The sequence below is a fragment of the Burkholderia sp. AU44665 genome (genome assembly GCF_030504405.1).
Classification (GTDB): domain Bacteria; phylum Pseudomonadota; class Gammaproteobacteria; order Burkholderiales; family Burkholderiaceae; genus Burkholderia; species Burkholderia semiarida.
The window spans coordinates 1-23,289 of the sequence record NZ_JAUJRI010000005.1; the positions used below are offsets into that span (position 1 = coordinate 1).

At 68.8% G+C, this 23,289-nt stretch carries 26 protein-coding genes; 9 read left to right on the top strand and 17 right to left on the bottom strand.

Going from position 1 to position 23,289, the window contains the following annotated elements:
• From QZM15_RS12800 to QZM15_RS12810, 3 genes are all read right to left on the bottom strand, one after another.
• A partial coding sequence (locus QZM15_RS12800) for an anti-sigma factor (protein ID WP_302106513.1) occupies positions 1 to 321 on the bottom strand: 321 nt, incomplete at its 3' end.
• Positions 311 to 952, bottom strand: a complete 642-nt coding sequence (locus tag QZM15_RS12805) for an RNA polymerase sigma factor (RefSeq protein WP_059585261.1) — start codon at positions 950 to 952, stop codon at positions 311 to 313. The genes QZM15_RS12805 and QZM15_RS12800, both read right to left, overlap by 11 nt.
• 166 nt (positions 953 to 1,118) lie before the next feature.
• Positions 1,119 to 2,030: a LysR family transcriptional regulator gene (locus QZM15_RS12810; protein WP_059645602.1), complete on the bottom strand. Its 912-nt coding sequence runs from the start codon at positions 2,028 to 2,030 to the stop codon at positions 1,119 to 1,121.
• Between the two features lie 172 nt (positions 2,031 to 2,202).
• On the opposite strand from QZM15_RS12810, the gene gcl reads away from it, so the two are divergent.
• The 4 genes from gcl (at position 2,203) to lysM (ending at position 6,693) form a co-directional block, all read left to right on the top strand.
• Positions 2,203 to 3,978 (top strand): glyoxylate carboligase, encoded by a 1,776-nt coding sequence (gcl, locus tag QZM15_RS12815; protein ID WP_302106514.1) that lies wholly within the window; start codon positions 2,203 to 2,205, stop codon positions 3,976 to 3,978.
• Between the two features lie 39 nt (positions 3,979 to 4,017).
• Positions 4,018 to 4,827 (top strand): hydroxypyruvate isomerase, encoded by an 810-nt coding sequence (gene hyi, locus QZM15_RS12820; protein ID WP_059645599.1) that lies wholly within the window; start codon positions 4,018 to 4,020, stop codon positions 4,825 to 4,827.
• Positions 4,828 to 4,868: 41 nt separating this feature from the next.
• Entirely contained in the window at positions 4,869 to 5,762 is an 894-nt protein-coding gene (locus QZM15_RS12825; RefSeq protein ID WP_059585257.1) for a 2-hydroxy-3-oxopropionate reductase, read from the top strand.
• 460 nt (positions 5,763 to 6,222) lie between these two features.
• On the top strand, positions 6,223 to 6,693 hold the full coding sequence (lysM, locus tag QZM15_RS12830) for a peptidoglycan-binding protein LysM (RefSeq protein ID WP_059585256.1): 471 nt from the start codon (positions 6,223 to 6,225) through the stop codon (positions 6,691 to 6,693).
• Positions 6,694 to 6,799: 106 nt separating this feature from the next.
• Here lysM and QZM15_RS12835 read toward each other — a convergent pair whose 3' ends face one another.
• The gene (locus QZM15_RS12835; RefSeq protein ID WP_059645590.1) at positions 6,800 to 7,822 is read right to left on the bottom strand and encodes an asparaginase; all 1,023 of its coding nucleotides are present in this window, start codon (positions 7,820 to 7,822) and stop codon (positions 6,800 to 6,802) included.
• Positions 7,823 to 8,094: 272 nt separating this feature from the next.
• Here QZM15_RS12835 and QZM15_RS12840 point away from each other — a divergent pair, with 272 nt between their 5' ends.
• From QZM15_RS12840 to QZM15_RS12850, 3 genes are all read left to right on the top strand, one after another.
• Positions 8,095 to 8,385: a PsiF family protein gene (locus tag QZM15_RS12840; protein ID WP_059585254.1), complete on the top strand. Its 291-nt coding sequence runs from the start codon at positions 8,095 to 8,097 to the stop codon at positions 8,383 to 8,385.
• A 269-nt stretch (positions 8,386 to 8,654) separates the two neighbouring features.
• Positions 8,655 to 9,104, top strand: coding sequence for a hypothetical protein (locus QZM15_RS12845; RefSeq protein ID WP_059585253.1), 450 nt, complete (start codon positions 8,655 to 8,657; stop codon positions 9,102 to 9,104).
• Positions 9,105 to 9,345: 241 nt separating this feature from the next.
• A complete protein-coding gene (locus QZM15_RS12850) occupies positions 9,346 to 9,933 on the top strand; it encodes a YSC84-related protein (RefSeq protein ID WP_059585252.1) in 588 nt (195 codons plus the stop codon).
• Positions 9,934 to 10,054: 121 nt separating this feature from the next.
• Here the strand turns inward: QZM15_RS12850 and QZM15_RS12855 are convergent, their stop codons facing one another.
• The 9 genes from QZM15_RS12855 to mltG all read right to left on the bottom strand — a co-directional run bounded on the left by QZM15_RS12855 (position 10,055) and on the right by mltG (position 18,697).
• Positions 10,055 to 11,119 (bottom strand): glycosyltransferase family 4 protein, encoded by a 1,065-nt coding sequence (locus QZM15_RS12855; RefSeq protein ID WP_060316529.1) that lies wholly within the window; start codon positions 11,117 to 11,119, stop codon positions 10,055 to 10,057.
• Between the two features lie 263 nt (positions 11,120 to 11,382).
• Positions 11,383 to 12,558, bottom strand: coding sequence for an AAA family ATPase (locus tag QZM15_RS12860; protein ID WP_226225707.1), 1,176 nt, complete (start codon positions 12,556 to 12,558; stop codon positions 11,383 to 11,385).
• A 36-nt stretch (positions 12,559 to 12,594) separates the two neighbouring features.
• The gene (locus QZM15_RS12865) at positions 12,595 to 13,767 is read right to left on the bottom strand and encodes a mechanosensitive ion channel family protein (RefSeq protein ID WP_124861793.1); all 1,173 of its coding nucleotides are present in this window, start codon (positions 13,765 to 13,767) and stop codon (positions 12,595 to 12,597) included.
• 89 nt (positions 13,768 to 13,856) lie between these two features.
• On the bottom strand, positions 13,857 to 14,213 hold the full coding sequence (locus QZM15_RS12870) for a Rap1a/Tai family immunity protein (protein WP_059585248.1): 357 nt from the start codon (positions 14,211 to 14,213) through the stop codon (positions 13,857 to 13,859).
• 121 nt (positions 14,214 to 14,334) lie between these two features.
• Positions 14,335 to 15,045, bottom strand: a complete 711-nt coding sequence (locus QZM15_RS12875; protein ID WP_302106515.1) for an ankyrin repeat domain-containing protein — start codon at positions 15,043 to 15,045, stop codon at positions 14,335 to 14,337.
• A gap of 43 nt (positions 15,046 to 15,088) precedes the next feature.
• A complete protein-coding gene (locus QZM15_RS12880) occupies positions 15,089 to 15,868 on the bottom strand; it encodes a TatD family hydrolase (protein WP_059645574.1) in 780 nt (259 codons plus the stop codon).
• Between the two features lie 141 nt (positions 15,869 to 16,009).
• Positions 16,010 to 17,038, bottom strand: a complete 1,029-nt coding sequence (locus QZM15_RS12885) for a DNA polymerase III subunit delta' (RefSeq protein ID WP_059585245.1) — start codon at positions 17,036 to 17,038, stop codon at positions 16,010 to 16,012.
• 19 nt (positions 17,039 to 17,057) lie between these two features.
• Positions 17,058 to 17,678, bottom strand: coding sequence for a dTMP kinase (gene tmk / locus QZM15_RS12890; protein ID WP_006478605.1), 621 nt, complete (start codon positions 17,676 to 17,678; stop codon positions 17,058 to 17,060).
• Positions 17,678 to 18,697: an endolytic transglycosylase MltG gene (gene mltG, locus QZM15_RS12895; RefSeq protein ID WP_226225709.1), complete on the bottom strand. Its 1,020-nt coding sequence runs from the start codon at positions 18,695 to 18,697 to the stop codon at positions 17,678 to 17,680. The genes tmk and mltG overlap by 1 nt, the downstream gene beginning before the upstream one ends.
• A 77-nt stretch (positions 18,698 to 18,774) precedes the next feature.
• Between mltG and QZM15_RS12900 the strand changes: the two genes are divergently transcribed.
• On the top strand, positions 18,775 to 19,809 hold the full coding sequence (locus QZM15_RS12900; RefSeq protein ID WP_060316546.1) for a folate-binding protein YgfZ: 1,035 nt from the start codon (positions 18,775 to 18,777) through the stop codon (positions 19,807 to 19,809).
• A gap of 76 nt (positions 19,810 to 19,885) precedes the next feature.
• The gene (locus QZM15_RS12905) at positions 19,886 to 20,731 is read left to right on the top strand and encodes an NRDE family protein (RefSeq protein WP_059585242.1); all 846 of its coding nucleotides are present in this window, start codon (positions 19,886 to 19,888) and stop codon (positions 20,729 to 20,731) included.
• 16 nt (positions 20,732 to 20,747) lie between these two features.
• Here the strand turns inward: QZM15_RS12905 and QZM15_RS12910 are convergent, their stop codons facing one another.
• The 4 genes from QZM15_RS12910 to QZM15_RS12925 form a co-directional block, all read right to left on the bottom strand.
• The gene (locus QZM15_RS12910) at positions 20,748 to 21,194 is read right to left on the bottom strand and encodes a GNAT family N-acetyltransferase (RefSeq protein ID WP_302106516.1); all 447 of its coding nucleotides are present in this window, start codon (positions 21,192 to 21,194) and stop codon (positions 20,748 to 20,750) included.
• A 41-nt stretch (positions 21,195 to 21,235) separates the two neighbouring features.
• Entirely contained in the window at positions 21,236 to 22,195 is a 960-nt protein-coding gene (locus tag QZM15_RS12915; RefSeq protein WP_226225716.1) for an alpha/beta hydrolase, read from the bottom strand.
• 158 nt (positions 22,196 to 22,353) lie between these two features.
• Positions 22,354 to 22,833 carry a PaaI family thioesterase gene (locus tag QZM15_RS12920; protein ID WP_006483907.1) on the bottom strand — a complete coding sequence of 160 codons (480 nt, stop codon included), beginning with the start codon at positions 22,831 to 22,833 and terminating at the stop codon, positions 22,354 to 22,356.
• On the bottom strand, positions 22,833 to 23,144 hold the full coding sequence (locus QZM15_RS12925) for a Dabb family protein (RefSeq protein WP_124861800.1): 312 nt from the start codon (positions 23,142 to 23,144) through the stop codon (positions 22,833 to 22,835). The genes QZM15_RS12920 and QZM15_RS12925 overlap by 1 nt, the downstream gene beginning before the upstream one ends.
• Between the last annotated feature and the right edge of the window lie 145 nt (positions 23,145 to 23,289).

The following is a 23,289-nucleotide window of genomic DNA, read 5'->3' on the forward strand; positions in this document are numbered from 1 at the left end:
CAGCCAGGAAAACCAGCCGCGTCCGCGCGGCCGCCGCGGCGGCGGTGACCCGCGCTCGGGCCGCGGCTCGGCCGGCGACGACTCACGGGCGCGCGCATCGGCCGCGGCCGGCAGGCTCGCAAGAATGCTCGCCCGCAGCGCGTCCGGCGCGCGGTGATAATCGGCCTGCCGCACGGCCTGCACCAGCGTGACGATCCGCGCGCGTTCGCGGCGGCACGCGTCGCACCCGTCGACATGCTGCTGGACCCGCAACGCATCGGGCGCCGACAGCTCGCGGTCGACGTCCGCGTCCAGCAACGCTCGCGCTTCGTTACAGTCCATCGATAGCCTCCGATGCGGTTCCGCCCGCCGGCGTCCGGCCCGGCCGGCCTTCGGTCGTCGGCGCCGGCGCGGCGCCCAGCAGCGCGGCGAGCTTGCGCCGGCCTCGCGCGAGCCGCGACATCACCGTGCCGACCGGCACGTCCGCGATCGCCGCGATCTCGCGGTAGCTGAGGTCCTCCATCTCGCGCAGCACGAGCACCTCGCGGTATTCGGTCGGCAGCTTCGCGAGCGCCGCATTCACGAGCCGCACGTTCTCGCCGCGCAGCAGCTGCGCGAGCGGGTCCTCCGTCGCCGGCTGCCAGTCGTCGGGCACGTCCGCGTCGTCGAGCGTGTCGGGCAGCGCCACCTCGTGCGCATGCGTGCGCCGCCGCCACTCGGTGTACCAGGTGTGGCGCACGATCGTCAGCAGCCACGGCCGCGCGTTGTCGCCGCGACACGAATCGACGAAGCGCAGCGCCCGCATGCACGCGTCCTGCACGACGTCGTCCGCATCGCCGGCGCTGCCGCTCAGCCAGCGCGCGAGGTTGTACGCGGCGTCGAGATGCGGCAGCACGAGCATGCGAAACCGCTCGCCGCGCGCGGCTGCATCGTCCGCCGCCCGTTCATCGACCGCCTGTCCGGCTTGCCCCACATGGCCTCCCTGGTCCCGGCGGCCGACGCCGCGCCCGTTCCGCGCCCGGCGCCCGGACAGACCGGCAACGTGCGCGCTCGATGACCTTACCGCTGCTGCGTCGAGTTTATTCCCGCGCCGCACGCATGCAGCGTAAAAAATCGCAGGCGGCCGGGCGCGCCGGCCGTTACGGCGTGGTGCGCCAGTAACCGGGGCGCGCATACGCTTCGCGCAGGTAATCGATGAAGTAACGCACGCGCGCCGGCACGTAGCGCTGCTGCGGGTAGACGGCGAGGATGTCGTAGTCGGGCAGCGCGTATTCGTCGAGCACGGTCTCGAGTTCGCCCGTTTCGAGCTGCGCGGCGATCTCCCACGTCGAGCGCCAGCCGAGCCCGAGCCCCTCGGCCACCCAGCGGTGCAGCAGCTCGCCGTCGTTGCAGTCGAGATTGCCGGTCACGCGCATCGTCGCGATCTTGCCGTGACGCTGGAAATACCAGCCGCGGTTCTGCCCGCCCTGCAGGTTGAACGCGAGACAGTTGTGCTTGAGCAGGTCGTCGAGCGATTTCGGCCGGCCGTGCCGGCGGAAATAGTCGGGCGTGCCGCAGACCACGCGCCGGTTCGACGCGAGCTTCACCGCGACGAAGTTCGGATCGACCGCGCCGCCGATCCGGATCGACAGGTCGTAGCCTTCGCGCACGAGATCGACGACGCGGTCGGTCAGGTTGAACGACAGCTGCATCTCCGGCTTGTCGGCCAGAAAGCCGGGCGCGTGCGGCGCGACGTGCTTGCGGCCGAACGCGGCCGGCGCCGACACGATCAGGTGCCCGCTGACCGCGCGCCGGCCGGCAGCCAGCTCGTTCTCGGCCTGATCCCATTCGGACAGCAACCCGCGGCAGCGCTCGAGGAACGCGGCGCCCTCCTCGCTGACCACCAGCCGCCGCGTCGAGCGGTACATCAGCTTCACGCCGAGGCGCTTCTCCAGCGCGTCGATGCGCCGCCCCAGCACCACCGGCGACACGCCCTCCTCCAGCGCCGCGGCCGCGAGGCTGCCGGCATCGGCCACGCGCACGAACGTCTCGATCTGCTTGAAGCGGTCCATCTCCCGTCTCCGTCTTGGCTCCGACACCGGCGGGAAGCCCCGTCCGGTCGTCATTCCATACTTTTAGTTTCGAAATAAGCGACTTCGGCTGATCTTATCAAACCTTTCCTGCATCCCTAAAGTGTCCCCAACAGACCGATTCGCACGATCCGCCATATTCAAGGAGACATTCATGGCCAAGATGAGAGCCGTCGACGCAGCCGTACTCGTGCTCGAGAAGGAAGGCATCCAGACCGCGTTCGGCGTGCCGGGCGCGGCGATCAACCCGTTCTACTCGGCCATGCGCAAGTCGGGCGGCATCAGCCACGTGCTCGCGCGCCACGTCGAGGGCGCATCGCACATGGCCGAAGGCTTCACGCGGGCGGCGCCGGGCAACATCGGCGTGTGCATCGGCACGTCGGGCCCCGCCGGCACCGACATGATCACCGGCCTCTACTCCGCATCGGCCGACTCGATTCCGATCCTCGCGATCACGGGCCAGGCGCCGCGCGCGCGCCTCTACAAGGAAGACTTCCAGGCCGTCGACATCGAATCGATCGCGAAGCCGGTCACCAAGTGGGCCGTCACCGTGCGCGAACCGGCGCTCGTGCCGCGCGTGTTCCAGCAGGCGTTCCACCTGATGCGCTCGGGCCGCCCGGGCCCGGTGCTGGTCGACCTGCCGATCGACGTGCAGCTCGCCGAAATCGAGTTCGACATCGACACGTACGAACCGCTGCCGGTCTACAAGCCCGCGGCCACCCGCGCGCAGATCGAGAAGGCGCTCGCGATGCTCAACGACGCGGATAAGCCGCTGATCGTGTCGGGCGGCGGCGTGCTCAACGCGGCGGCCGAAGACCTGCTCGTGCAGTTCGCCGAAACGGTCAGCGTGCCGGTGATCCCGACGCTGATGTCGTGGGGCGCGATTCCCGACGATCACCCGCTGATGGCCGGCATGGTCGGCCTGCAGACGTCGCACCGCTACGGCAACGCGACGATGCTCGCGTCCGACTTCGTGCTCGGCATCGGCAACCGCTGGGCGAACCGCCATACCGGCAGCGTCGAGGTCTACACGAAGGGCCGCAAGTTCGTGCACGTCGACATCGAGCCGACGCAGATCGGCCGCGTGTTCGGCCCGGATCTCGGCATCGTGTCCGACGCGAAGGCGGCCCTCGAGCTGTTCGTCGCGGTCGCACGGGAATGGAAGGCCGCCGGCAAGCTGAAGGACCGCGGCGAGTGGGTGTCCGAGTGCCAGGCGCGCAAGCGCACGCTGCAGCGCAAGACGCACTTCGACAACGTGCCGGTCAAGCCGCAGCGCGTGTACGAAGAGATGAACAAGGTGTTCGGCCGCGATACCTGCTACGTCAGCACGATCGGCCTGTCGCAGATCGCCGCCGCGCAGTTCCTGCACGTGTTCAAGGCACGCAACTGGATCAACTGCGGCCAGGCCGGCCCGCTCGGCTGGACGATACCCGCCGCACTCGGCGTGCGTGCGGCCGACCCGAGCCGCCCGATCGTCGCGCTGTCCGGCGACTACGACTTCCAGTTCATGATCGAGGAGCTCGCGGCCGGCGCGCAATTCAAGCTGCCGTACGTGCACGTCGTCGTGAACAACTCGTACCTCGGGCTGATCCGCCAGGCGCAGCGCGCGTTCGACATGGACTACTGCGTGCAGCTCGCGTTCGACAACGTCAACGCGCCCGAACTGAACGGCTATGGCGTCGACCACGTGGCCGTCGCGGAAGGCCTCGGCTGCAAGGCGCTGCGCGTGTTCAAGCCGGAAGAGATCGAGCCGGCGCTGCGCCAGGCGCAAACGCTCGCGGAAGAGTTCAGCGTGCCGGTGGTCGTCGAGGTGATCCTCGAGCGCGTGACGAACATCTCGATGGGCACCGAGATCGACGCGATCAACGAATTCGAGGAGCTCGCCGAAAAGGCCGAGCACGCACCGACCGCGATCTCGATGCTCGACTGAACCGCACGACATTTTTGACCGACCGAAGAGGCTTAGCTCATGCCGAAGTTTGCTGCAAACCTGACCATGCTGTTCAACGAAGTGCCGTTCCTCGACCGCTTCAAGGCGGCCGCGGACGCGGGCTTCGACGCCGTCGAGTTCCTGTTTCCGTATCCGTACGCGAAAGAAGAACTCGCCGAGCGGCTCGAGACGCACGGCCTGCGCCTCGTGCTGCACAACCTGCCCGCCGGCAACTGGGACCAGGGCGAGCGCGGCATCGCGTGCCTGCCCGATCGCGTCGGCGAATTCCAGGAAGGGGTCGGCCGGGCGATCGACTACGCGAAGGCGCTGAAGGTGCCGCAGCTGAACTGCCTGGTCGGCATCCCGTCGGCGAGCACGGCGCGCGACAAGACGTTCGTGACGATCGTCGACAACCTGCGCTTCGCCGCCGATGCGCTGAAGCGCGAAGGCATCCGCCTGCTCGTCGAGCCGTGCAACCGCTTCGACATCCCGGGCTTCGCGCTGAACCGCTCGTCGGAAGGCCTCGACGTGATCCGCGCGGTCGGGTCGGACAACCTGTTCCTGCAGTACGACATCTATCACATGCAACGCATGGAAGGCGAACTGGCCGCGACGATCGAACGCAACCTCGCGTCGATCGGCCACGTCCAGCTCGCAGACAACCCTGGCCGCAACGAGCCGGGCACCGGCGAGATCAACTACGCGTTCCTGTTCGCGCTGCTCGACCGGCTCGGCTATGCCGGCTACGTCGGCTGCGAATACAAGCCCCGCACCACCACGACGGAAGGCCTCGGCTGGCTGCAAAGCGTGGCCGGTTGCGCACCGGCCTCGGCGCGTCGCGCCGCCTGAGTCGCACCCTTTCCGTTTTCAGCCTCACAGGAGACTTTCACATGGCAACCATCGGTTTCATCGGCCTCGGCATCATGGGCGCGCACATGGCTCGCAACCTGCTCAAGGGCGATCATCAACTCGTCGTGAACGGCGCGTTTCCGATCCCGGACGATCTGCGCGGCAGCGCCAAGGTCGTCGCGAACTCGACCGAAGTCGCGCGGCACGCGGACATCATCATCTCGATGGTGCCGGACACGCCGGACGTGCGTAACGTGCTGTTCGCCGACGACGGCGTCGCGAAGGGCCTGAGCGCCGGCAAGCTCGTGATCGACATGAGCTCGATCTCGCCGCTCGACACGCAGGCATTCGCGAAACAGATCAACGCGCTCGGCTGCGACTACCTCGACGCGCCGGTGTCCGGCGGCGAAGTCGGTGCGCGCGAGGCGACGCTGACGATCATGGTCGGCGGCCCGGAGAAGGCGTTCGAGCGCGCGAAGCCGCTGTTCGAGAAGATGGGCAAGAACATCACGCTCGTCGGCGACAACGGCGCGGGCCAGACCTGCAAGGTCGCGAACCAGATCATCGTCGCGCTGAACATCGAAGCGGTCGGCGAAGCGCTGCTGTTCGCCGCGCGTTCGGGCGCCGATCCGGAACGCGTGCGCCAGGCGCTGATGGGCGGCTTCGCCGCGTCGCGCATCCTCGAAGTGCACGGCGCGCGCATGACCAAGCGCACGTTCGACCCGGGCTTTCGCATCGAGCTGCACCAGAAGGACCTGAACCTCGCGCTCGACGGCGCGCGCAAGCTCGGCCTCGCGCTGCCGCACACCGCGAGCGCGCAGCAGTTGTTCAGCGTGTGCGCGTCGCACGGCGGCAAGGCATGGGATCACTCGGCGCTCGTGCGCGCGCTCGAGATCATGTCGAACTTCGAGATCGGTCAGACGCCGGCCGCGTGACGCGGATGCCGCAACGCGCGTGTGCGCCGCGACGGCGGACGCGCGCGACGCATATACGCGACTCGGCCGCGGCCGGTCGCACAGATGCGCGGCGTACGCGCGCATCACGGTGGGGCGCCCCGCCCGGCTCGCCAACGGCAGGCGGGACGGGGCGAAAAAACGCCGCTCTGGGCTGAGAGCGGCGTGGTGGGGTCCGCAGCGGCACCCGGCGGCGCCGGGGAAGCCTTGGTCGGTCAGACGTCGTCGTCGGGTGTCCGCCTGTCGGATTTCGCGTATTACATTTCTTTACGTTCGAGCGTGCGATTTTTCATGCAATCGTCGCGTTGAACGCCTACACTTTCGCCACGCCTTTCGAGAAAACCGCCGCGCCTGCGTTTCCCTCCGGAGACCGCACCCAGCGCGGTGTTTTTTTCGCCACTTCACGGCGCGTTTTCTTTTCAACCACCTAAGGAGTGCAACGATGGGTCTTCTTTCGTTTATTAAAGAGGCGGGTGAAAAACTGCTGGGTCACGCCGATGCACAGGCAGCGGAAGATCCGAATGCCGCGAACCAGACCGCGGCCGATGCGATCAAGAACTACATCAACTCGCAAGGTCTCGACACGTCGAACCTGACCGTCGCGTTCGACGGCGCGTCGCGCACCGTCACGCTGTCGGGCAGCGTCGCCGATCTCGACACGAAGGCGAAGGTCAAGGTCGCGGCCGGCAACGTGCAGGGTGTCGCGGGCGTCAACGACGACGGCCTGCAGCCGGACGATCCGGAAGTGCGGTACCACGACGTGAAGCCGGGCGACACGCTGTCGGCGATCGCCAAGGAAGTGTACGGCGACGCGAACAAGTACCCGGCGATCTTCGAGGCGAACAAGCCGATGCTGTCGAGCCCGGACCGGATCTACCCCGGCCAGAAGCTCGTGATTCCGCCGCAGTCCTGAGCATTCGCGCAGCGCTGATGCAAAAAAGGCAGGCCGCTCGGCCTGCCTTTCTTCATGGGCGACGCGCACCGCGCGACCGGCGCGTGTCGATCTTCCCGTCATCGAATCACAGCGTATCGAACGCGCGCTGCAATGCGTCGCGATCGTGAATGCCGTTCGCGAGCGCGAGCATCAGCAGCACGCGCGCCTTGAACGGGTGCAGCGAGCCCGCGCTCACGAAACCGAGTGCATCGTCGCTCGCGGCGCCGTTGCGCATCACGTGCCCCGACCCGACGCGCGACGCACGAACCACCGCCACGCCCGCATTGACCGCGTCGGCGAGCGCCGCCTGCAGCGTCGCATGAATCGACCCGTTGCCGGTGCCCGCGACGACGAGGCCGCGCACGCCGGCCCCGACGAGCGCATCGACGGCCGTGCGCGTCACGCCCGCATAGCTCGCGACGACCTCGACCGGCGGCCAGCTTGCCGCGATCGCCAGTTGCGTGTCGCGCGTGCGCGTGATGCGGCGCGCGAATTCGACGCGGCCGTCCTGTACCCAGCCGAGCGCCCCGAGCTCCGGCGACTGGAACGCGTCGACCGCATAGGTGCTCGTCTTCACGACGTCGCGCGCGCCGTGGATCCGGTTGTTGAACGCGACCAGCACGCCCTGCCCGCGCGCGGCCGGATGGGCGGCCACCGTCACCGCGTTCAGCAGGTTCAGCGGGCCGTCGGACGACAGCGCGGTCGCCGGCCGCATCGCGGCCGTCAGCACGACCGGCTTGTCGCCCCGGACGACCAGATGCAGCGCGTACGCCGTTTCCTCGAGCGTATCGGTGCCGTGGGTGATCACGATGCCGTCGATCGCGGGATCGGCCATCAGCGCGTCGATCCGCGCGGCGAGCGTGTTCCACAGCGGCAACGCGAGATCCTTGCTGTCGATGCTGGCGATCTGCTCCGCGTCGATGCGCGCGACCGACGCAAGCGCCGGCACGGCGTCGACCAGGAAACTGACGCCGAGCGCGCCGGCCTGGTAGCCGGCCGTGCTGGCCGCGTCGGGCGCGGCGCCGGCGATCGTGCCGCCGGTGGCGAGTACGGCGATGCGCGGCAGCGTCGCCGCGGACGAAGGGGATGCGGTGTTCGGTGTATTCATGGCCGCGATTGTAATGGCTCGCGGCCGCGAGCCGGCAGGTTCCGGCGCGACGGGCCGGCGCCGGCCGCCGCGCGTCATGGTTTGTCCCGATCTCCTGGCCGCGTGCGCCGTCAACGGCCATGGCGTCCGCAACGTTATAGAAAGTGCCGTTTTGGTGTTTTCACCTTGATTTGCCATAATCGGAACGCGTGGTGCGATGTGGCCCTGTCCACGTCGCGTCGAGCTTCATGACGGCGTCGACCACGCGCAATTCACCCCATGGGAGTGTCGAAATGAAAATCCAATCGCTCGTAGCCGCACTGCTTCTCGGCGGCATGCTGGCTTCCCCCGCCTTCGCGGCGAACAGCCAGCAGGACAAGATGAAGGCCTGTAACACGCAGGCAGCCGGCAAGACGGGCGACGAACGCAAGGCGTTCATGAAGGACTGCCTGTCGGCGAAGCCCGCGAAGGCGATGACGCAGCAGGAAAAGATGAAGGCGTGCAACACGCAGGCCACCGGCAAGAAGGGCGACGATCGCAAGGCGTTCATGAAGAGCTGCCTGAGCAATCAGCCGGCCGCCTGAGTTCCGGCGCTCCCGTCTCGAATGCCGCGCACCGCTTCGGCGGGCGCGGCATTTTCATTTTCGTTGCACGCGCATCGACGCGCGCACGCCGCCTGTCCCTCCCCGTTTTCCGGCCCGCCGTCCCGACGCCGCCACAGGGGCGGTAATTCGGGTGCGGCAATTCGCCGCGTTTTCTTCTATGATGGCTGCAACGCGGCCCACCCAAGACCAAGAAGCGCCATCGGGCCGCCCTCGAGACGAACGCGCACGCGCGTCAAACGGAGGCCTGGATGGCATGGAGACAACACCGCTGGTTTCGCCGCTGGCTGATCGTGATCGTGTTCTGGGCCGTGCCCGTCGCGATCGTCGCCGTGCGCGAGATCCGCGAGGAAATGGCCTACAACAAGGCCGACCTGCAGCTCGCGCTGACCACCTGGCAGCTCACCGACGCGCAGCAGGCCGCCGGCGCCGCCGCGAAGTGCCGCGGGGATGCCGACGAGGCGCGCGCGGCCGGTTGCCCGGCCGATGTGCTGGCCGCCAACGCGCCGCGCCAGCAGGCGGCTCGCGACGAATACGTCGTGCGCCGCAATACGCTCGCCGGCTACCTGTGGCATGCGTTCGTCGGCTACTGGGTCGTCCCGGCCGCGTTCCTGTTCGCGTGCGGCGTCGTGATCGCGCTGATCCGTCGCGCGCTGCGCCGCCCGCCGATCAAGCCGCCCGTTCCCCCCGTCACGCACTGACACCGGCGCGCCGCGGGCGCCGCCCCTGCAATCGCCCGCACGTTCCCGCACGACGCCCCTGTGCGAGGCATGCGTCGCGCGGGCGCCGCTTCGTCCGTTGGCGCGCCGCGACACCCGCGCGCGATTTGACGCTTTTTCACGTGGCAACGAAAAGTGGCCCTGATCCGCTGTGATATAACTGCCGACGTGATCCGCTCCTTGAGCGAGACTCACTCCGAACATCATCCGATGGAGAACAACGATGCAAAAACGGACTCTTGTGCTCAAAGCCGCCGCCGCGCTCATCGTCGGTAGCCTCGCGCTCACCGGTTGCACCACCACCCCGGACAAGCCGGACAATGCCGCCACCAACGCGTCGAAGCGTCAGTCGATCGACGCGAGCGTCGACGCCACGCTGTCGCGCATGTACTCCACCGTCAAGGGCTCGCGCGAGCTCGTCGCGAAATCGCGCGGCGTGCTGGTCTTCCCCGAAGTGCTCCAGGCCGGCTTCATCGTCGGCGCCCAGTCCGGCAACGGCGCGCTGCGCGTCGGCGGCAGCACCGTCGGCTACTACAACACGTCGTCGCTGTCGGTCGGCCTGCAGGCCGGCGCGCAGTCGAAGGCGGTCGTGTTCCTGTTCATGACGCAGCAGGCGCTCGACGAATTCCGCAGCTCGGACGGCTGGGCAGCCGGCGCCGGCGCATCGGTCGCGCTCGTGAAGATGGGCGCGAACGGCGCGGTCGATTCCAACACGGCCACCGCGCCGATCCAGGTCGTCGTGCTGACGAACGCCGGCCTGATGGGCGACGTGTCGATCAACGGCACCAAGGTCACGAAGCTCAAGATCTGACGTTGACGCACTGCCCGGGCGCTGCGCGCCGGGCATGCGCAAACGGCGATGTCCTCGCGGGCATCGCCGTTTTTTTATCCGCCCGCGCCGCGCGTCAGGTCAGCCAGGCTGATCGGACCGCTCAGGTCGTCGAGTCGATCACCTTGAAGCGCGAGCGCTTCTGCGCGCGGATCACCGACTGGTACACGTCCACGTACTGCTGCGCCATCCGGCGCGACGTGAAGCGCTCCTCGAAGCGCTGCCGTACGCGCGCACGCGGCAGCAGGTGCAGCCGGTTCACCGCGGCCACCGCGCTGATTTCATCCTCGACGATGAACCCCGACACGCCCTCGTCCACCACTTCGGGCACCGCGCCGCGGTTGAATGCGATGACCGGCGTGCCGCACGACATCGCCTCGATCATCACCAGGCCGAACGGCTCCGGCCAGTCGATCGGAAACAGCAGCGCATGCGCGCCCGACAGGAATTCGGCCTTCTCGTGATCGGCGATCTCGCCGATGTATTCGACGTGCGGCAACGCGAAGAGCGGCTTGATCTCGCGGTCGAAGTATTCCTGGTCGGCCGCGTCGATCTTCGCGGCGATCCGGATCGGCAGCCCGCACTGGCGCGCGATGCGGATCGCGGTATCGACGCGTTTTTCCGGCGAGATGCGGCCGAGGAACGCGAGATAGCGCGGCTCGACGGGCTGCGGCATGTACAGCGTATCGGGCAGCCCGTGATAGACGGTCGTCAGCCATTTCGCCTGCGGCAGCGGCTGGCGCTGCGCATTGGAGATCGAGATCACCGGCGCCGTGTTGAAGGTGTCGAACACCGGCTGCTGCTCGGGCAGGTCGAGCCGGCCGTGCAGCGTCGTCACGTAAGGCGTTTCCTGCCGGTTGAAGACCGAGAACGAGTAGTAGTCCATGTGGAAATGGAGCACGTCGAAATCCTTCGCGCGGCGCGCGACCGTCTCCATCAGCAGCATGTGCGGCGCGACCCGGTCGCGGATCGACGAATCGAGCCGCAGCGCGCGCGGCCACACGGCCTCGAGCGTCGCCCGCGTCGTCGAATCGCCGCTCGCGAACAGCGTCACATCGTGGCCGAGGTCGACGAGCGCCTCGGTGATGTAGGACACGACGCGCTCCGTGCCGCCGTACAGCTTCGGCGGCACGGATTCGGTCAGCGGGGCGATCTGGGCAATTCTCATGGTCCACGTCTCCTGTGTCCTGTCCGTTGCGGTACGGCCGGCGGGATGGCGCGCTTGCGTACGCCCGCCGTGCGTCCATGCGGCGCCGGCCGGCGTGGCGCCAGCCGAATATCTCATTATTATTCGCGATCCCGATGAGCGGAACCGCTGGTCTTTCATTTTTTGGGGGTTGTTACAGACCGGATACATTCGGCCGACCGGTCACGGCCGCCTCGCAGCGGGCCCGGCCGGGCCGATCACGCCCCAGGCGCACCGTCAGGCTGTCAACGCGACGGCCACTTCCAGGCCGGCAGGTCGCGCGAGTCGGCATCGACGAGCGCGGTCGCGCCGAGCTGCTTGTCGAGCACCAGCGATTCGCAGCCGGCCTCGCGCTCGAGCGTCGCGATGAGCCGCGCCGCGTGCGACACGACCAGCACCTGGGAACGCCGGGCGGCCTGCGCGATCAGGCGGCCGAGCGCCGGCAGCAGATCGGGATGCAGGCTCGTCTCCGGTTCGTTCAGCACCATCAGCGCCGGCGGCCGCGGCGTCAGCAGCGCGGCCGCGAGCAGCAGGTAACGCAGCGTGCCATCCGACAGCTCGGCCGCCGCCAGCGGCCGCAGCAGCCCCGGCTGGCGCATCAGCACGTCGAAACGGCCGCGGCCGCCCGGGTTGTCGATCTCGACCGACGCACCGGGGAACGCGTCGTCGAGCGCCGCGTCGAGCGCCGCGGCATCGCCGATTTCGCGGATCGTCTGCAGCGCGGCGGCCAGGTCGGCGCCGTCGTCCGCGAGCACCGGCGTATGCGTGCCGATGTGCGACTGGCGCGCCGGCGCGTGCGCATCGGTCCGGAAATGGTCGTAGAAGCGCCACGAGCGGATCCGTTCGCGCACCGCGATCATCTCGGGCGCGCCGGTCGGATCGGCGAATTCGGTCATCATGCTGTCGAAGCTCGCGACCGGCTGCGGAATCGTCAGCCAGTCGCCCGACGCGGTACGCGCGCGGATCTGCGCGCCCTGCCGGTCGACCAGCAGCGTGGACGGGCGCAGCACCGCGCCGCCCCAGATGCATTCGCGCTTGACCACCGGGTCGAGCGCGAACTGCGAACGGCTCGGCAACGGCAGGCCGAGATCGATCGCATAGCCGAAATCGTCGCACGCGAAACCGAGCTTCAGGCTCACCGGGCCCTTGCGCACCGTGCCCGTCACCGGCACCTCGCCGGCCAGCATCGCGCGCGAGAAGCGCTCGGGGCCGGCCCACAACGTCGACGGCAAGCCGCCCTCGCGCGCGAGCGACGGGATCACGCGGCCCTGTGCGGTATCGGCGAGCAGCCGCAGCGCGCGGTACACGCTCGACTTGCCGCTGCCGTTCGGGCCCGTGACGACGTTGAGCGCCGCGAGCGGCACGATCAGCTCGCGCAGCGAGCGGTAATTGGCGATGGCAAGCGTCTTCAGCGCGGTCATGGGAACGGGAAATGGCAAGCAGGGGCCGGGACGCGCTCAGCGGCCTTCGACGGCCTGCGGGTCGGCGGCGGTGTTGGCCGCCGTGCTGGCGGCAGGCGAGCGCACGTGCGGCCGTTCGCGATTTGGCGCATCGGGCGCCGCGTCGTGCGGATACAGCTCCATCCGGCTGCGCGGCAGGCATTGCGGATAGCGGTCCTGCAGATAGGCGATCAACCCTTCGCGCACGCGGCAGCGCAGATCCCAGCACGACGACGAATCGGCCGCGCTGACGAGCGCGCGCAACTGCATCGTGCGCTCCGTCGCGTCGGTCACCTGCAGCACCTGCACGCGGCCGTCCCACTCGGGCGCGGCGTGGACGAGCCGCGCGAGTTCCTCGCGCAGCGGCGCGAGCGGCGTGCGGTAATCGACCGACAGGTAGACGGTGCCGATGATCTCCGCGCTGCTGCGCGTCCAGTTCGTGAACGGGTTCTCGATGATCCACTGCAGCGGCACGACGAGGCGCCGCTGGTCCCACAGCCGCACCGACACGAACGAGCCGGTGATTTCCTCGATACGCCCCCACTCGCCCTGGATCACGACCACGTCGTCGAGCCGGATCGGCTGCGTGAGCGCGATCTGCAACCCGGCAATCAGGTTGCCGAGCACCGGCCGTGCGGCGATACCGGCGACCAGCCCCGCGACGCCGGCCGACGCCAGCAGGCTCGCGCCGATCTGGCGCACGTTCGGGAACGTCATCAGCGCGGCGCCGGTGCCGATGATCACGATCAGCACCATCACGGTCCGCACGAGCACCTTGGCCTGCGTATGGACGCGCCGTGCCTGCAGATTGTCGGCCGTATCGATCGGATGGGCCTGGATGATCGCGTCGCCGACGCCGGCCGCGAGCCGCACCAGCAGCCACGTGAGCGACACGATCGAGCCGACCGCGGCCGCGGTGCGCATGCCGCGCACGAACGACATGCCGTCGTCGGCCTGGATCCACAGGAATTCAAGCGCCAGCAGCGCCAGCACGACGAGCGACGGCTTGTCGATGTAGCGCAGGATCGCGCTCATCAGCGGATACGGCTGCGCGATGCGCTTGACGATGCGTGCGCCGAGGCGGTGCACGACCGTGACGACCAGTATGACGATGACCGACACGCCCAGCGTGCCGAGCCACGAATGCAGCGGCGCATCGGCGATGCGCTGCAGTTCCTCGATTGAAATCATCGGCGCCCTCGAGTGATGAAGCCCACTGGCTTCGTCCTGGATGCGTCGGCGACGCCCGGGCCGCGCACGCGCCCGGACACGGCGTCAGATCAGCTGCCGTTCCTGCAGGGAAACGCCTTGCCGAGACCGAGCGACACCGCGGTGCTCGCGTTGTAGTCGGCCAGCTTCGGATTTTCCGCGATGTACTTGCGCACCGCGTCCGTCATCTGTTGCGCCCGGATGTCGGGCGGCAGGCAGAAATACTGGCCGACGCGCGGCCCCGTGGTGCCGCCGATCGCATCGATCGTGTTGTAGACGCCGTCGGCGGCGCCTTCGATATAGGCCGCGCACGACGCCCGCGACTTGACGTCCGTCTTCGCGCACAGCCGGTCGAGATCCGCGCCCGTGAAAGCCGCCGCCGACAACGGCACGGCAAACGCCGCGGCACAAAACATTGCGCGCAACATGGTGTTCCTTCTTATGTCAAGGCGGCCCGAGACCGCCTGCTGCGTTGGCCGGTGCGGCAACGGATGCCCTGCTCCGCCCGGAAGCCGGCTGGCCGGACAGGCGCCGCCGCACCAAAAACCGTTATTTTGCACTCTTTTGAGCATCTGCCGGCGTGCCCGCACCGATACGCGTCGTCCGCTTGCTCAGGATCTCGATCGCGTCCGGCGCGTTGTAGTGCTTCGCGAACTCGAGCGCGGTGATGCCGAGCTGGTTCTTCACCTGCGGATCCGCGCCCTGGTCGAGCAGCAGCGTGACCGTCGACGCATGATTGCCGCGCGCGGCCATCATCAGCGGCGTCGTACCGTTCGGCGATGCGGTGTCGATGTACGCGTCGTGGTCGAGCAGCACCTTCACGACCGCGTCCTGGCCGTTGGTCGCCGCGTAGTGCAGCGGCGCCCAGCCCTTCTTGCTGACTTCCGCGCCCTTGTCGATCAGCAGCTTGACGAGGCCGAGGTCGCCGTTCAGCGATGCGAGCATCAGCGCGTTTTCGCCGGCCTTGTCTTCCTTCTCGAGATCGACGTTCGGCGTCGTCGCGATCGCGGCCGCGACCTTGTCGGACTTCTCGCGCGCGGCAATCACGAGGATCGGGTCGCCGTTCGGCGCGACCGTGTTCGGATCGAGCTTGCCGCTCTTGAGCTGCTTGCCGATATCGGCGATGTCGTCGAACTTGACGGCCTTGACGATCGCGTCGAGCGACTCGGCATGCGCGCCGGCGGCGGCGAACAGGCCGCTCGCGACGAATGCGGCGGCAACGAGGGCGCGTTTGGACAGATGGTTGGTCGGCTTCGTCATTGTTGTGGGCTCCTTCCCTGGGTTGTCGGCTGCGCGCGCGTCGTTAGCGGGCGATCTTGAACAGCCGGAAAAAGTTCTGCGTCGTCGCATCGGCGAGCGCCTCGACGGCGATCCCGCGCTCGGATGCGATAAAGCGTCCGACATGGCTGACGTACGCAGGTTCATTCGGCTTGCCGCGATACGGCACCGGCGCGAGGTACGGCGAGTCGGTCTCGATCAGCAGCCGGTCGAGCGGCACGCGCCGCGCGACGTCCTGCACGTCGGTCGCGTTCTTGAACGTGACGATGCCCGACAGCGAGATATGGAAGTTCTGCGCGAGCGCCTGCTCGGCAACCGGCCACGGCTCGGTGAAGCAGTGCATCACGCCGCCCGGCACGTCCGCGCGCTCCTCGGCCATGATCCGCAGCGTGTCTTCCGACGACGCGCGCGTGTGGATGATCAGCGGCTTCATCGTCGCGCTCGCCGCGCGGATGTGCGTGCGAAAACGCTCGCGCTGCCATTCCATGTCGGCGATCGAGCGGCCTTCGAGGCGGTAGTAGTCGAGGCCGGTTTCGCCGATCGCGACGACCTTCGGGTGCGCGGCCAGCTCGACGAGCTCCGCGAGCGTCGGCTCGCGCGCGTCCTCGTGATCGGGATGGACGCCGACCGACGCGTACACGTTGTCGTGCGCTTCGGCGATCGCGAGCACGTCCGGCAGCGTCTCGAAATCGACCGACACGCACAGCGCGTGCGTGACGTCGTGCTCGCGCATGTTCTCGAGAACGGCCGGCAGGCGGTCGGCCAGGCCCTTGAAATTGATGTGGCAGTGAGAGTCGACGAACATCGTGTTTCCTGAATACGTGAGACGGGCGCTCATGCGCCCGCCGGCTGGCGGCGCCGGGCGACGTGCGCGGGCCGGGCGGCCACGGCCGCGCCGCAGCGGGACCCGTTCATCGTTTCGCAACCCATCGGAAACAATGCCGGATCAAGCGAACATTTCCCGATATCCGAGAAACAATTCCTCGAATACGAGCCGCGCGTTGAGCGGATGGTTCTCGACCGTCCGCTGCCGCGTCACGGCTTTCATGAAGCGCGCGAATGCGTTCGCGTCGACCGCTTCCGCGCAGCGCGCCAAGGCGGCCGCGTGCGTCGGGAAGTAGCGCGGCGCGCCGGCCATCCGCTGCGCGAGCAGATCGTACAGCCAGCGCTGCAGCCAGCCGAGCACCAGCGGCACCGGCAGCTTCTGCAGCGTCTCGCCGCATGCGAACGGGTCGCACGCCGCGCCGGCCGCGAGTTGCCCGAGCGTGTAGTCGCGCAGCGGGCGATTCTCGTCGCTCGCGAGCGCCAGCGCGGCGAGCGGCGCGCCGCCGGCTTCGGCGAGCAGCGCGCTGGCGTGGTCGACGCCCTGCGCCGCGAGCCACGCGGCGGCCGCCTCCGGCGCCGGCACGGTCATCGGCCACTGGCGGCAGCGGCTGATGATCGTCGGCAACAGGCGGTCGATGCGCGCCGACACGAGCAGGAACACGACGCCGGGCGGCGGCTCCTCCAGTGTTTTCAGCAGCGCGTTCGACGCGGCGACATTGAGCGCCTCGGCCGGATACAGCACGACGACGCGCGCGCCGCCGCGGTGCGAGCCGACCCCGCAGAAGTCGAGCAGCGCCCGCACCTGCTCGATCTTGATTTCCTTGCTCGGCGCCCGCGTCTTCTTGCCGCCTTCGTCCGCGTCGGCCGGCTTCGCGTCGTCGGCCGCGCCCGGCGCCTCGCCCGCCAGCGCCTCGGGCAGCACGATCCGGTAGTCCGGATGGTTGCCCTGCGAGAACCAGTTGCAGGCCGCGCAGGCGCCGCACGGCTCGCCGTTCGGCTGCGGCGATTCGCACAGGAAGCCCTGCGCGAGATGCTGCGCGAACTGCAGCTTGCCGATCCCGGCCTGACCGTGCAGCAGCAACGCATGCGGCCATTGCGCGCGCAGTTGCTGCAGGCGGTTCCAGTCGTCGGTTTGCCACGGATAGATCATGGGGTGCGTTCCTTGCGGGTTACAGCGCGGCGAGCACGCGTTCGAGCTGCTGGCGGATCTCGGGAATCGATCGCGTCGCGTCGACGATCGCGAAGCGGTGCGGCGCCTCCTCCGCTCGCCGCAGGTATTCGGCGCGCGTACGCGAGAAGAACGCATCGGATTCGCTTTCGAACTTGTCGGGCATGCGCGCGGCGCCGCGACGCTCGCTCGCCACCTGCGGCGCAACGTCGAACAGCACCGTGAGATCGGGCTGGAAACCGCCCTGCACCCAGCGCTCGAGCGTCTCGAGCTTGTCGCGCGGCAACCCGCGCCCGCCGCCCTGGTACGCGAACGTCGCGTCGGTGAAGCGATCGGACACGACCCAGTCGCCGCGCGCGAGCGCCGGCTCGATCACGAGCGCGAGGTGCTCGCGACGCGCGGCAAACATCAGCAGCGCTTCCGTCTCGAGATCCATCGGCTGGTTCAGCAGGATCTCGCGCAGTTTCTCGCCGAGCTGCGTGCCGCCCGGCTCGCGGGTGACGACGACCTGCCGGCCGGCCGCGGCCAGCCGGCCCTGGAGGCGTTCGCAGAACCATTGCAGGTGGGTGGTCTTCCCCGCCCCGTCGATGCCTTCGAACGTGATGAATTTACCGCTCGCCATTATTGACCTCGTATGTACTTGTCCACGGCCTTGTTGTGGTCGCCGAGCGTGTCCGAGAACACGCTCGTGCCGTCGCCCTTCGCGACGAAATAGAGCGCGCTCGTCGGGGCCGGATTGATCGCCGCCTGCAGCGCGGCGACACCCGGCAACGCGATCGGCGTGGGCGGCAGCCCGCGTCGGGTGTAGGTATTGTAGGGAGTGTCGGCCTGCAGGTCGCGCTTGCGCAGACGGCCGTCGTACGCGTCGCCGAGCCCGTAGATCACCGACGGATCGGTCTGCAGCGGCATGCCGATACGCAGCCGGTTCGCGAACACGGCCGCGACGAACGCGCGATCGGCCGCATGGCCGGTTTCCTTCTCGACGATCGACGCGATCGTCAGCATTTCGTAAGGCGACTTGTACGGCAGCCCCGGCGTGCGCGCAGCCCAGGCCTCGTCGACGCGCGCCTGCATCAGGCGGTAGGCGCGCCGGTAGATGTTCAGGTCGCTCGTGCCCTTGTCGAACAGGTAGGTGTCGGGGAAGAACAGCCCCTCGCCGCTGCCGCGCTGCACCGCGCTCTCCGGCGCGCCGATCGCGCGCAGCAGCTCGGCGTCGCTCATGCCGGCCGTCGCGTGCGTGAGATCGGGGTTCGCGTCGAGCTCCGCGCGCATCCGCTTGAAGGTCCAGCCTTCGATGACGGTCGCGACGTACTCGTTCACGTCGCCGCGCGCGATCTTCTGCAGCACGTCGTACGGCGTGATGCCGGTCTTGAATTCGTAGTTGCCCGATTTGAGCCGGCTCGACAGCCCGAGCAAGCGCGTCATCGCGACGAACGCGAACGGCTCGACCGGCACGCCGCCGCGCTCGAGCTGCAGCGCGACGCTCTTCACGCTGCTGCGCGGTTTGATCGTGACGTCGAGCGACGCCGAGCCCAGCAACAGCGGCCGGGTCGCCCAGTAATACCCGCCGCCCGCGCCGGCAGCGGCCACAACGACGGCCAGCGCCACGATCGTCGCGGCGCATTTCTTCAGTAGGGACATGGAAACGTGACTCAGGTAAGACCCATATAATACTTGCTCGCCTCCGTCAAAGTCAGGGTTGACTGTTCCCTCATTCCATGAGCACACCGTTCGCTTCACCGGCTGCCCAGGCCGCATCCGCCTCGCTCCCCGTTTTCCCCCGCCCGTCGGCCGCCGATTTCGATGCGCCGGCCGCCTGCATGCCGCTGCCGCAGTTCGGCGTGATCGACGTGGCCGGCGACGACGCCGCGACGTTCCTGCACAGCCAGCTCACCAACGACGTCGAGCATCTCGATGCCGGCAGCGCGCGGCTGTCCGGGTACTGCTCGCCGAAGGGCCGGCTGCTCGCGTCGTTCCTCGCGTGGCGCGCCGGCCACGACGTGCGCCTGCTCGTGTCGAAGGACGTGCAGCAGGCCGTGCAGAAGCGGCTGTCGATGTTCGTGCTGCGCGCGAAGGCGAAGCTGACGGACGCGAGCGACACGCTCGCGGTGGCCGGCTTCGCGGGCGACGTGCGCGACGCGCTGTCGGGCATCTTCGATGCGCTGCCCGACGGCGTGCACGTGAAGGTCGACGGCCCGGCCGGCGCGCTGATCCGCGTGCCCGATGCGGCCGGCCGCAAGCGCTATCTGTGGATCGGCCCGCGCGCCGAAGTCGACGCGCGCGTCGCCGCGCTCGCCGGCACGCTGCCCGTCGTGTCGCCCGCCGTGTGGGACTGGCTCGACGTTCGCGCGGGCGAGCCGCGCATCACGCAGCCGGCCGTCGAACAGTTCGTGCCGCAGATGGTCAACTTCGACGTGATCGGTGCCGTTAACTTCAGGAAAGGGTGCTACCCGGGCCAGGAAGTGGTGGCGCGCAGCCAGTACCGCGGCACGATCAAGCGCCGCACCGCGCTCGCGCACGTCGCCGGCGAGACCGATACCGTGCATGCCGGCGTCGAGCTGTTCCACAGCGACGATCCGGGCCAGCCGTGCGGGATGATCGTCAACGCGGCGGCCGCGCCGGCGGGCGGCGTCGACGCGCTCGTCGAGATCAAGCTCGCCGCGCTCGACAGCGGCTCGGTGCACCTCGGTTCGGCCGACGGCCCGGCGCTCGCGTTCGACGCGCTGCCGTACGCGTGGCCGACCGAAGCCTGATGCACTGACAACCCGTTCGCGCGCCGGCTCGCGAGTCGCAGCCGGCCCGCGACGTTTCCTGCGAGAGATTCGCCCGATGTGTCTGATTGCCTTCGACTGGCAGCCCGATGCCGCCGCCGGTCCCGTCTTTACCCTCGTGGCCAATCGCGACGAGTTCTTTCGCCGGACCAGCGCGCCGCTCTCGTGGTGGGAAGACGTGCCGGGCGTATTGGCCGGCCGCGACCTCGAGGCCGGCGGCACGTGGCTCGGCGTCTCGCGCGACGGCCGCTTCGCCGCGCTGACCAACTACCGCGCGCCGTTCGACATCCGCGCGGGCGCGCCGACCCGCGGCAAGCTGGTATCCGATTTTCTCGGCGGCACGCCGGTCGCGCCGCTCGACTATCTCGCGCAGCTTGCCGAGCATGCGGCCGTCTACAACGGCTTCAACCTGCTCGTCGGCGACTGGCGCCGGCGCGAACTCGCATGGTTCTGCAACCGCGCGCCCGAGGGCGAAAGCCGGGTCGCCGCGCCCGTCGCGATCGAGCCGGGCGTGCATGCGCTGTCGAATGCACGGCTCGATACGCCCTGGCCCAAAGTGGTGCGCAAGCGCGCGGAGCTCGGCACGCTGCTCACCGACAATCCGACCCCGTCGCTCGACGAACTGATCGCGCTGATGCGCGACCCGCACGTCGCGGACGACGACGCACTGCCGCACACGGGCATTCCGATCGAGCGCGAGCGCGCGCTGTCGGCCGCGTTCATCGAGACGCCCGAATACGGCACGCGCGGCACGACCGCGCTGCGCGTCACGATGAAGGAAGGCGTGCGGCTGACGGTCGAGGTCAAGGAGCGCAGCGACGACGACGGCTCGCACCGCACCGTGCGCCCGGGCGCGTTCGAGCGCGCGTTCACGTTCGATATCGACGCGGCGCGCCCGCGCTGAACGCACGCGTGGCGTGCTACGGCGCGCGCGCCATCTCGACGTGCGGCACGCCGGCTTCGACGAACGGTTCGCCCACCGCCGCGAAGCCGTGCCGCAGATAGAACGACACCGCCGAATCCTGCGCGTACAGCCGCACGACGGCTTCGCCGCGGCGCCGCGCGGCGTCCAGCAGCGCATTCAGCACGGCCGACCCGACGCCCTGCCCGCGCACGTCGGCCAGCACCGCGACGCGGCCGATCGTGCCGGACGGCAGCAGCCGCCCCGTCGCGATCGCGCGGCGCAGCCCGGTCGCCGCGTCGGTCCGGTACGCGACCGCATGCAGCGACAGCGGATCGTCGTCGTCGAGTTCCCATTCCGGCGGAATCTGCTGCTCGCGCACGAACACCGCGTCGCGGATCCGCGCAGCGTCGCCGCCCAGTACCGTCCAGTCGCCCGTTTCCACCCTGCCCACGCCGTTCGTCATCGCCATCCTCCCGCGGCGTGCGCGCCGTCAGGCGCTCGCCGTCAAACCTCGTCGAATGCGGCCTTCAGCGCCGCGACCGCATCGGCATGCGCGGCCCGCACCTCGGGCACGTAACCGCCCATCTTGAAGAATTCGTGGATCATCCCCGGATAGCAGACCAGCGTGACCGCGTTGCCGGCCGCGCGCAACTTGTCCGCGTACGCGGCGCCCTCGTCGCTCAGCGGATCGTACTCGGCCGTCGCGATCCACGCCGGCGCGACACCGGCGAACGACGGCGCGCCGCGCGTACCGTCGAGCGGCGCGAAACGCCAGTCGTCGCGATCGGCCCGATCGCGCACGTATTGCGTGAAGAACCACTGGATCGTGTCCTGCGTCAGCAGGTAGCCGCTCGCGAGCCGCGCGTGCGATTCGGTGTCCTGGTGGCCCGTCACGCCCGGGTAGATCAACAGCTGCAGCGCAAGACGAATGCCCGCGTCGCGCGCGAGCACCGCGCAGACCGTCGCGAGCGTGCCGCCCGCGCTGTCGCCGCCGACCGCCAGCCGCGCGGCGTCGATGCCGAACGTGGCGGCCTCGCGATGCAGCCACTGCAATGCGTCGTCCGCGTCGTTCACCGCGGTCGGAAACTTGTGTTCGGGCGCGAGCCGGTAGCCGACCGACAGCACCGCGCAGTGCGCGTCGTGCGCGAACATCCGGCACAGCGCATCGTGCGTGTCGACGCTGCCGACCGTGAAGCCGCCGCCGTGGTAGTACACGAGCGCGGGCAGCGGCTCCGCGAGGCTCGGCGCGACCGGCAGATACAGCCGCGCGCCGATCGTGCGGCTGTCGCGCGTCGGCACGACGCATTCCTCCACCGCATGCATCGGCGCCGGCGCGACGTCGAGGATCGGCGCGCTCTTCTCGTACGCGGCGCGCGCCTGCTGCGGCGTCTGATGGTGATACGACGGGCGTTTCGCGCGCTCGATCATGTCGAGCACCTGGGCGATCTTCGGATTCAGCGGCATCGGTGTGGACGGCGCCGGTGCGGCGTCGTGAACGGACAAGCGTCACATGATGCCACGCGCGCGCCGGGCAGGCGCGCCGTGCCATGTACCGTTATCCCGTGCTCCAAAACGAAACGGCCCTGCCGCATCGAAGAGACAGGGCCGTGCGTGGCGGATGCTTACGCGTCGCTCGGGCCGGGCTGCGCATCCGGCGCGGTGCGCGAGCGTTGCCGCTTGATGTCCCGGCCGACCGCGAGCCGTCGCATGTACTTGAACGTGCCGAGCGCCTTCGCGACGAAATTGCCGTCGCTGTCGCGCACTTCGCCTTCGCAGTAGGCCATCGTCGTCGAGCGGTGCATCACGCGCCCGTAAGCGCGCAGCTCGCCGCGGCCCGGCTGCATGAAGTTCACCTTCATCTCGACCGTGACGACGCCGACGCCGTCGTCGGTCAGGCTGCGCGCCGCCATCGCGAGCGCGATATCGGCGAGCGTCATCGTCACGCCGCCGTGCGCGATGCTCCACGTGTTCATGTGCCGCTCCTCGAGCGGCAGCACGATCTCGCTCGCGCCATCCTTCGCGGACACAAGTTGCACGCCGAGCAGATCGACGAACGGGCTTTCGATCGACGGGCCTTCCGTCGGAGTTGCCGCGTCGCTCATCACGCGTTGTCGACGATGTAGTCGACGCACTCGCGCGATTCGGCCACCGCGACGACGAATTTCTTCACTTCCTGGTGAACCGGATGCACCTGGTATGCGTCGAGCGCGGCCTTGTCGGCAAAATCGGAGACGAGCACGACGTCGGCGGTCGCATCGAGGCCCGGCGTCGCCACGCCAACGTCGATCTGCAGGGTGCCCGGCACGAGGTCGCGGCAGCCTTCGAGCTTTTCCTTCAGCTTCAGCGCGTTCTGTGCGCGCGTCGCGCCTTCGGCCGATTCCTTCAACTTCCACATGACGATATGTCTGATCACTTCGTTCGCTCCAGTTCGTGTTGGTTCGGCGATTGGCCTGTCGTCCTTGGCAGCCGGGCACTTTACACCCTTCCGGCGTTCGCTCACGGTCACCCTCCTGCCCGGCATCAGGATCCGACAAGCTCGCGCAGGCGACAAGCCTACC

Excerpts from the sequence above, each read along its gene's own strand:
- QZM15_RS12825 (WP_059585257.1), top strand. The coding sequence starts at position 4,869 with ATGGCAACCATCGGTTTCATCGGCCTCGGCATCATGGGCGCGCACATG.
- QZM15_RS12850 (WP_059585252.1), top strand. The coding sequence starts at position 9,346 with ATGCAAAAACGGACTCTTGTGCTCAAAGCCGCCGCCGCGCTCATCGTC.
- tmk (WP_006478605.1), bottom strand. The coding sequence starts at position 17,678 with ATGGCGAGCGGTAAATTCATCACGTTCGAAGGCATCGACGGGGCGGGG.
- QZM15_RS12810 (WP_059645602.1), bottom strand. The coding sequence starts at position 2,030 with ATGGACCGCTTCAAGCAGATCGAGACGTTCGTGCGCGTGGCCGATGCC.
- QZM15_RS12875 (WP_302106515.1), bottom strand. The coding sequence starts at position 15,045 with ATGACGAAGCCGACCAACCATCTGTCCAAACGCGCCCTCGTTGCCGCC.
- QZM15_RS12835 (WP_059645590.1), bottom strand. The coding sequence starts at position 7,822 with ATGAATACACCGAACACCGCATCCCCTTCGTCCGCGGCGACGCTGCCG.
- QZM15_RS12840 (WP_059585254.1), top strand. The coding sequence starts at position 8,095 with ATGAAAATCCAATCGCTCGTAGCCGCACTGCTTCTCGGCGGCATGCTG.
- QZM15_RS12855 (WP_060316529.1), bottom strand. The coding sequence starts at position 11,119 with ATGAGAATTGCCCAGATCGCCCCGCTGACCGAATCCGTGCCGCCGAAG.
- QZM15_RS12905 (WP_059585242.1), top strand. The coding sequence starts at position 19,886 with ATGTGTCTGATTGCCTTCGACTGGCAGCCCGATGCCGCCGCCGGTCCC.
- QZM15_RS12885 (WP_059585245.1), bottom strand. The coding sequence starts at position 17,038 with ATGATCTATCCGTGGCAAACCGACGACTGGAACCGCCTGCAGCAACTG.
- QZM15_RS12845 (WP_059585253.1), top strand. The coding sequence starts at position 8,655 with ATGGCATGGAGACAACACCGCTGGTTTCGCCGCTGGCTGATCGTGATC.
- lysM (WP_059585256.1), top strand. The coding sequence starts at position 6,223 with ATGGGTCTTCTTTCGTTTATTAAAGAGGCGGGTGAAAAACTGCTGGGT.
- QZM15_RS12860 (WP_226225707.1), bottom strand. The coding sequence starts at position 12,558 with ATGACCGCGCTGAAGACGCTTGCCATCGCCAATTACCGCTCGCTGCGC.
- QZM15_RS12900 (WP_060316546.1), top strand. The coding sequence starts at position 18,775 with ATGAGCACACCGTTCGCTTCACCGGCTGCCCAGGCCGCATCCGCCTCG.
- hyi (WP_059645599.1), top strand. The coding sequence starts at position 4,018 with ATGCCGAAGTTTGCTGCAAACCTGACCATGCTGTTCAACGAAGTGCCG.
- gcl (WP_302106514.1), top strand. The coding sequence starts at position 2,203 with ATGGCCAAGATGAGAGCCGTCGACGCAGCCGTACTCGTGCTCGAGAAG.
- QZM15_RS12920 (WP_006483907.1), bottom strand. The coding sequence starts at position 22,833 with ATGAGCGACGCGGCAACTCCGACGGAAGGCCCGTCGATCGAAAGCCCG.
- QZM15_RS12915 (WP_226225716.1), bottom strand. The coding sequence starts at position 22,195 with ATGCCGCTGAATCCGAAGATCGCCCAGGTGCTCGACATGATCGAGCGC.
- QZM15_RS12870 (WP_059585248.1), bottom strand. The coding sequence starts at position 14,213 with ATGTTGCGCGCAATGTTTTGTGCCGCGGCGTTTGCCGTGCCGTTGTCG.
- QZM15_RS12880 (WP_059645574.1), bottom strand. The coding sequence starts at position 15,868 with ATGTTCGTCGACTCTCACTGCCACATCAATTTCAAGGGCCTGGCCGAC.
- mltG (WP_226225709.1), bottom strand. The coding sequence starts at position 18,697 with ATGTCCCTACTGAAGAAATGCGCCGCGACGATCGTGGCGCTGGCCGTC.
- QZM15_RS12910 (WP_302106516.1), bottom strand. The coding sequence starts at position 21,194 with ATGACGAACGGCGTGGGCAGGGTGGAAACGGGCGACTGGACGGTACTG.
- QZM15_RS12865 (WP_124861793.1), bottom strand. The coding sequence starts at position 13,767 with ATGATTTCAATCGAGGAACTGCAGCGCATCGCCGATGCGCCGCTGCAT.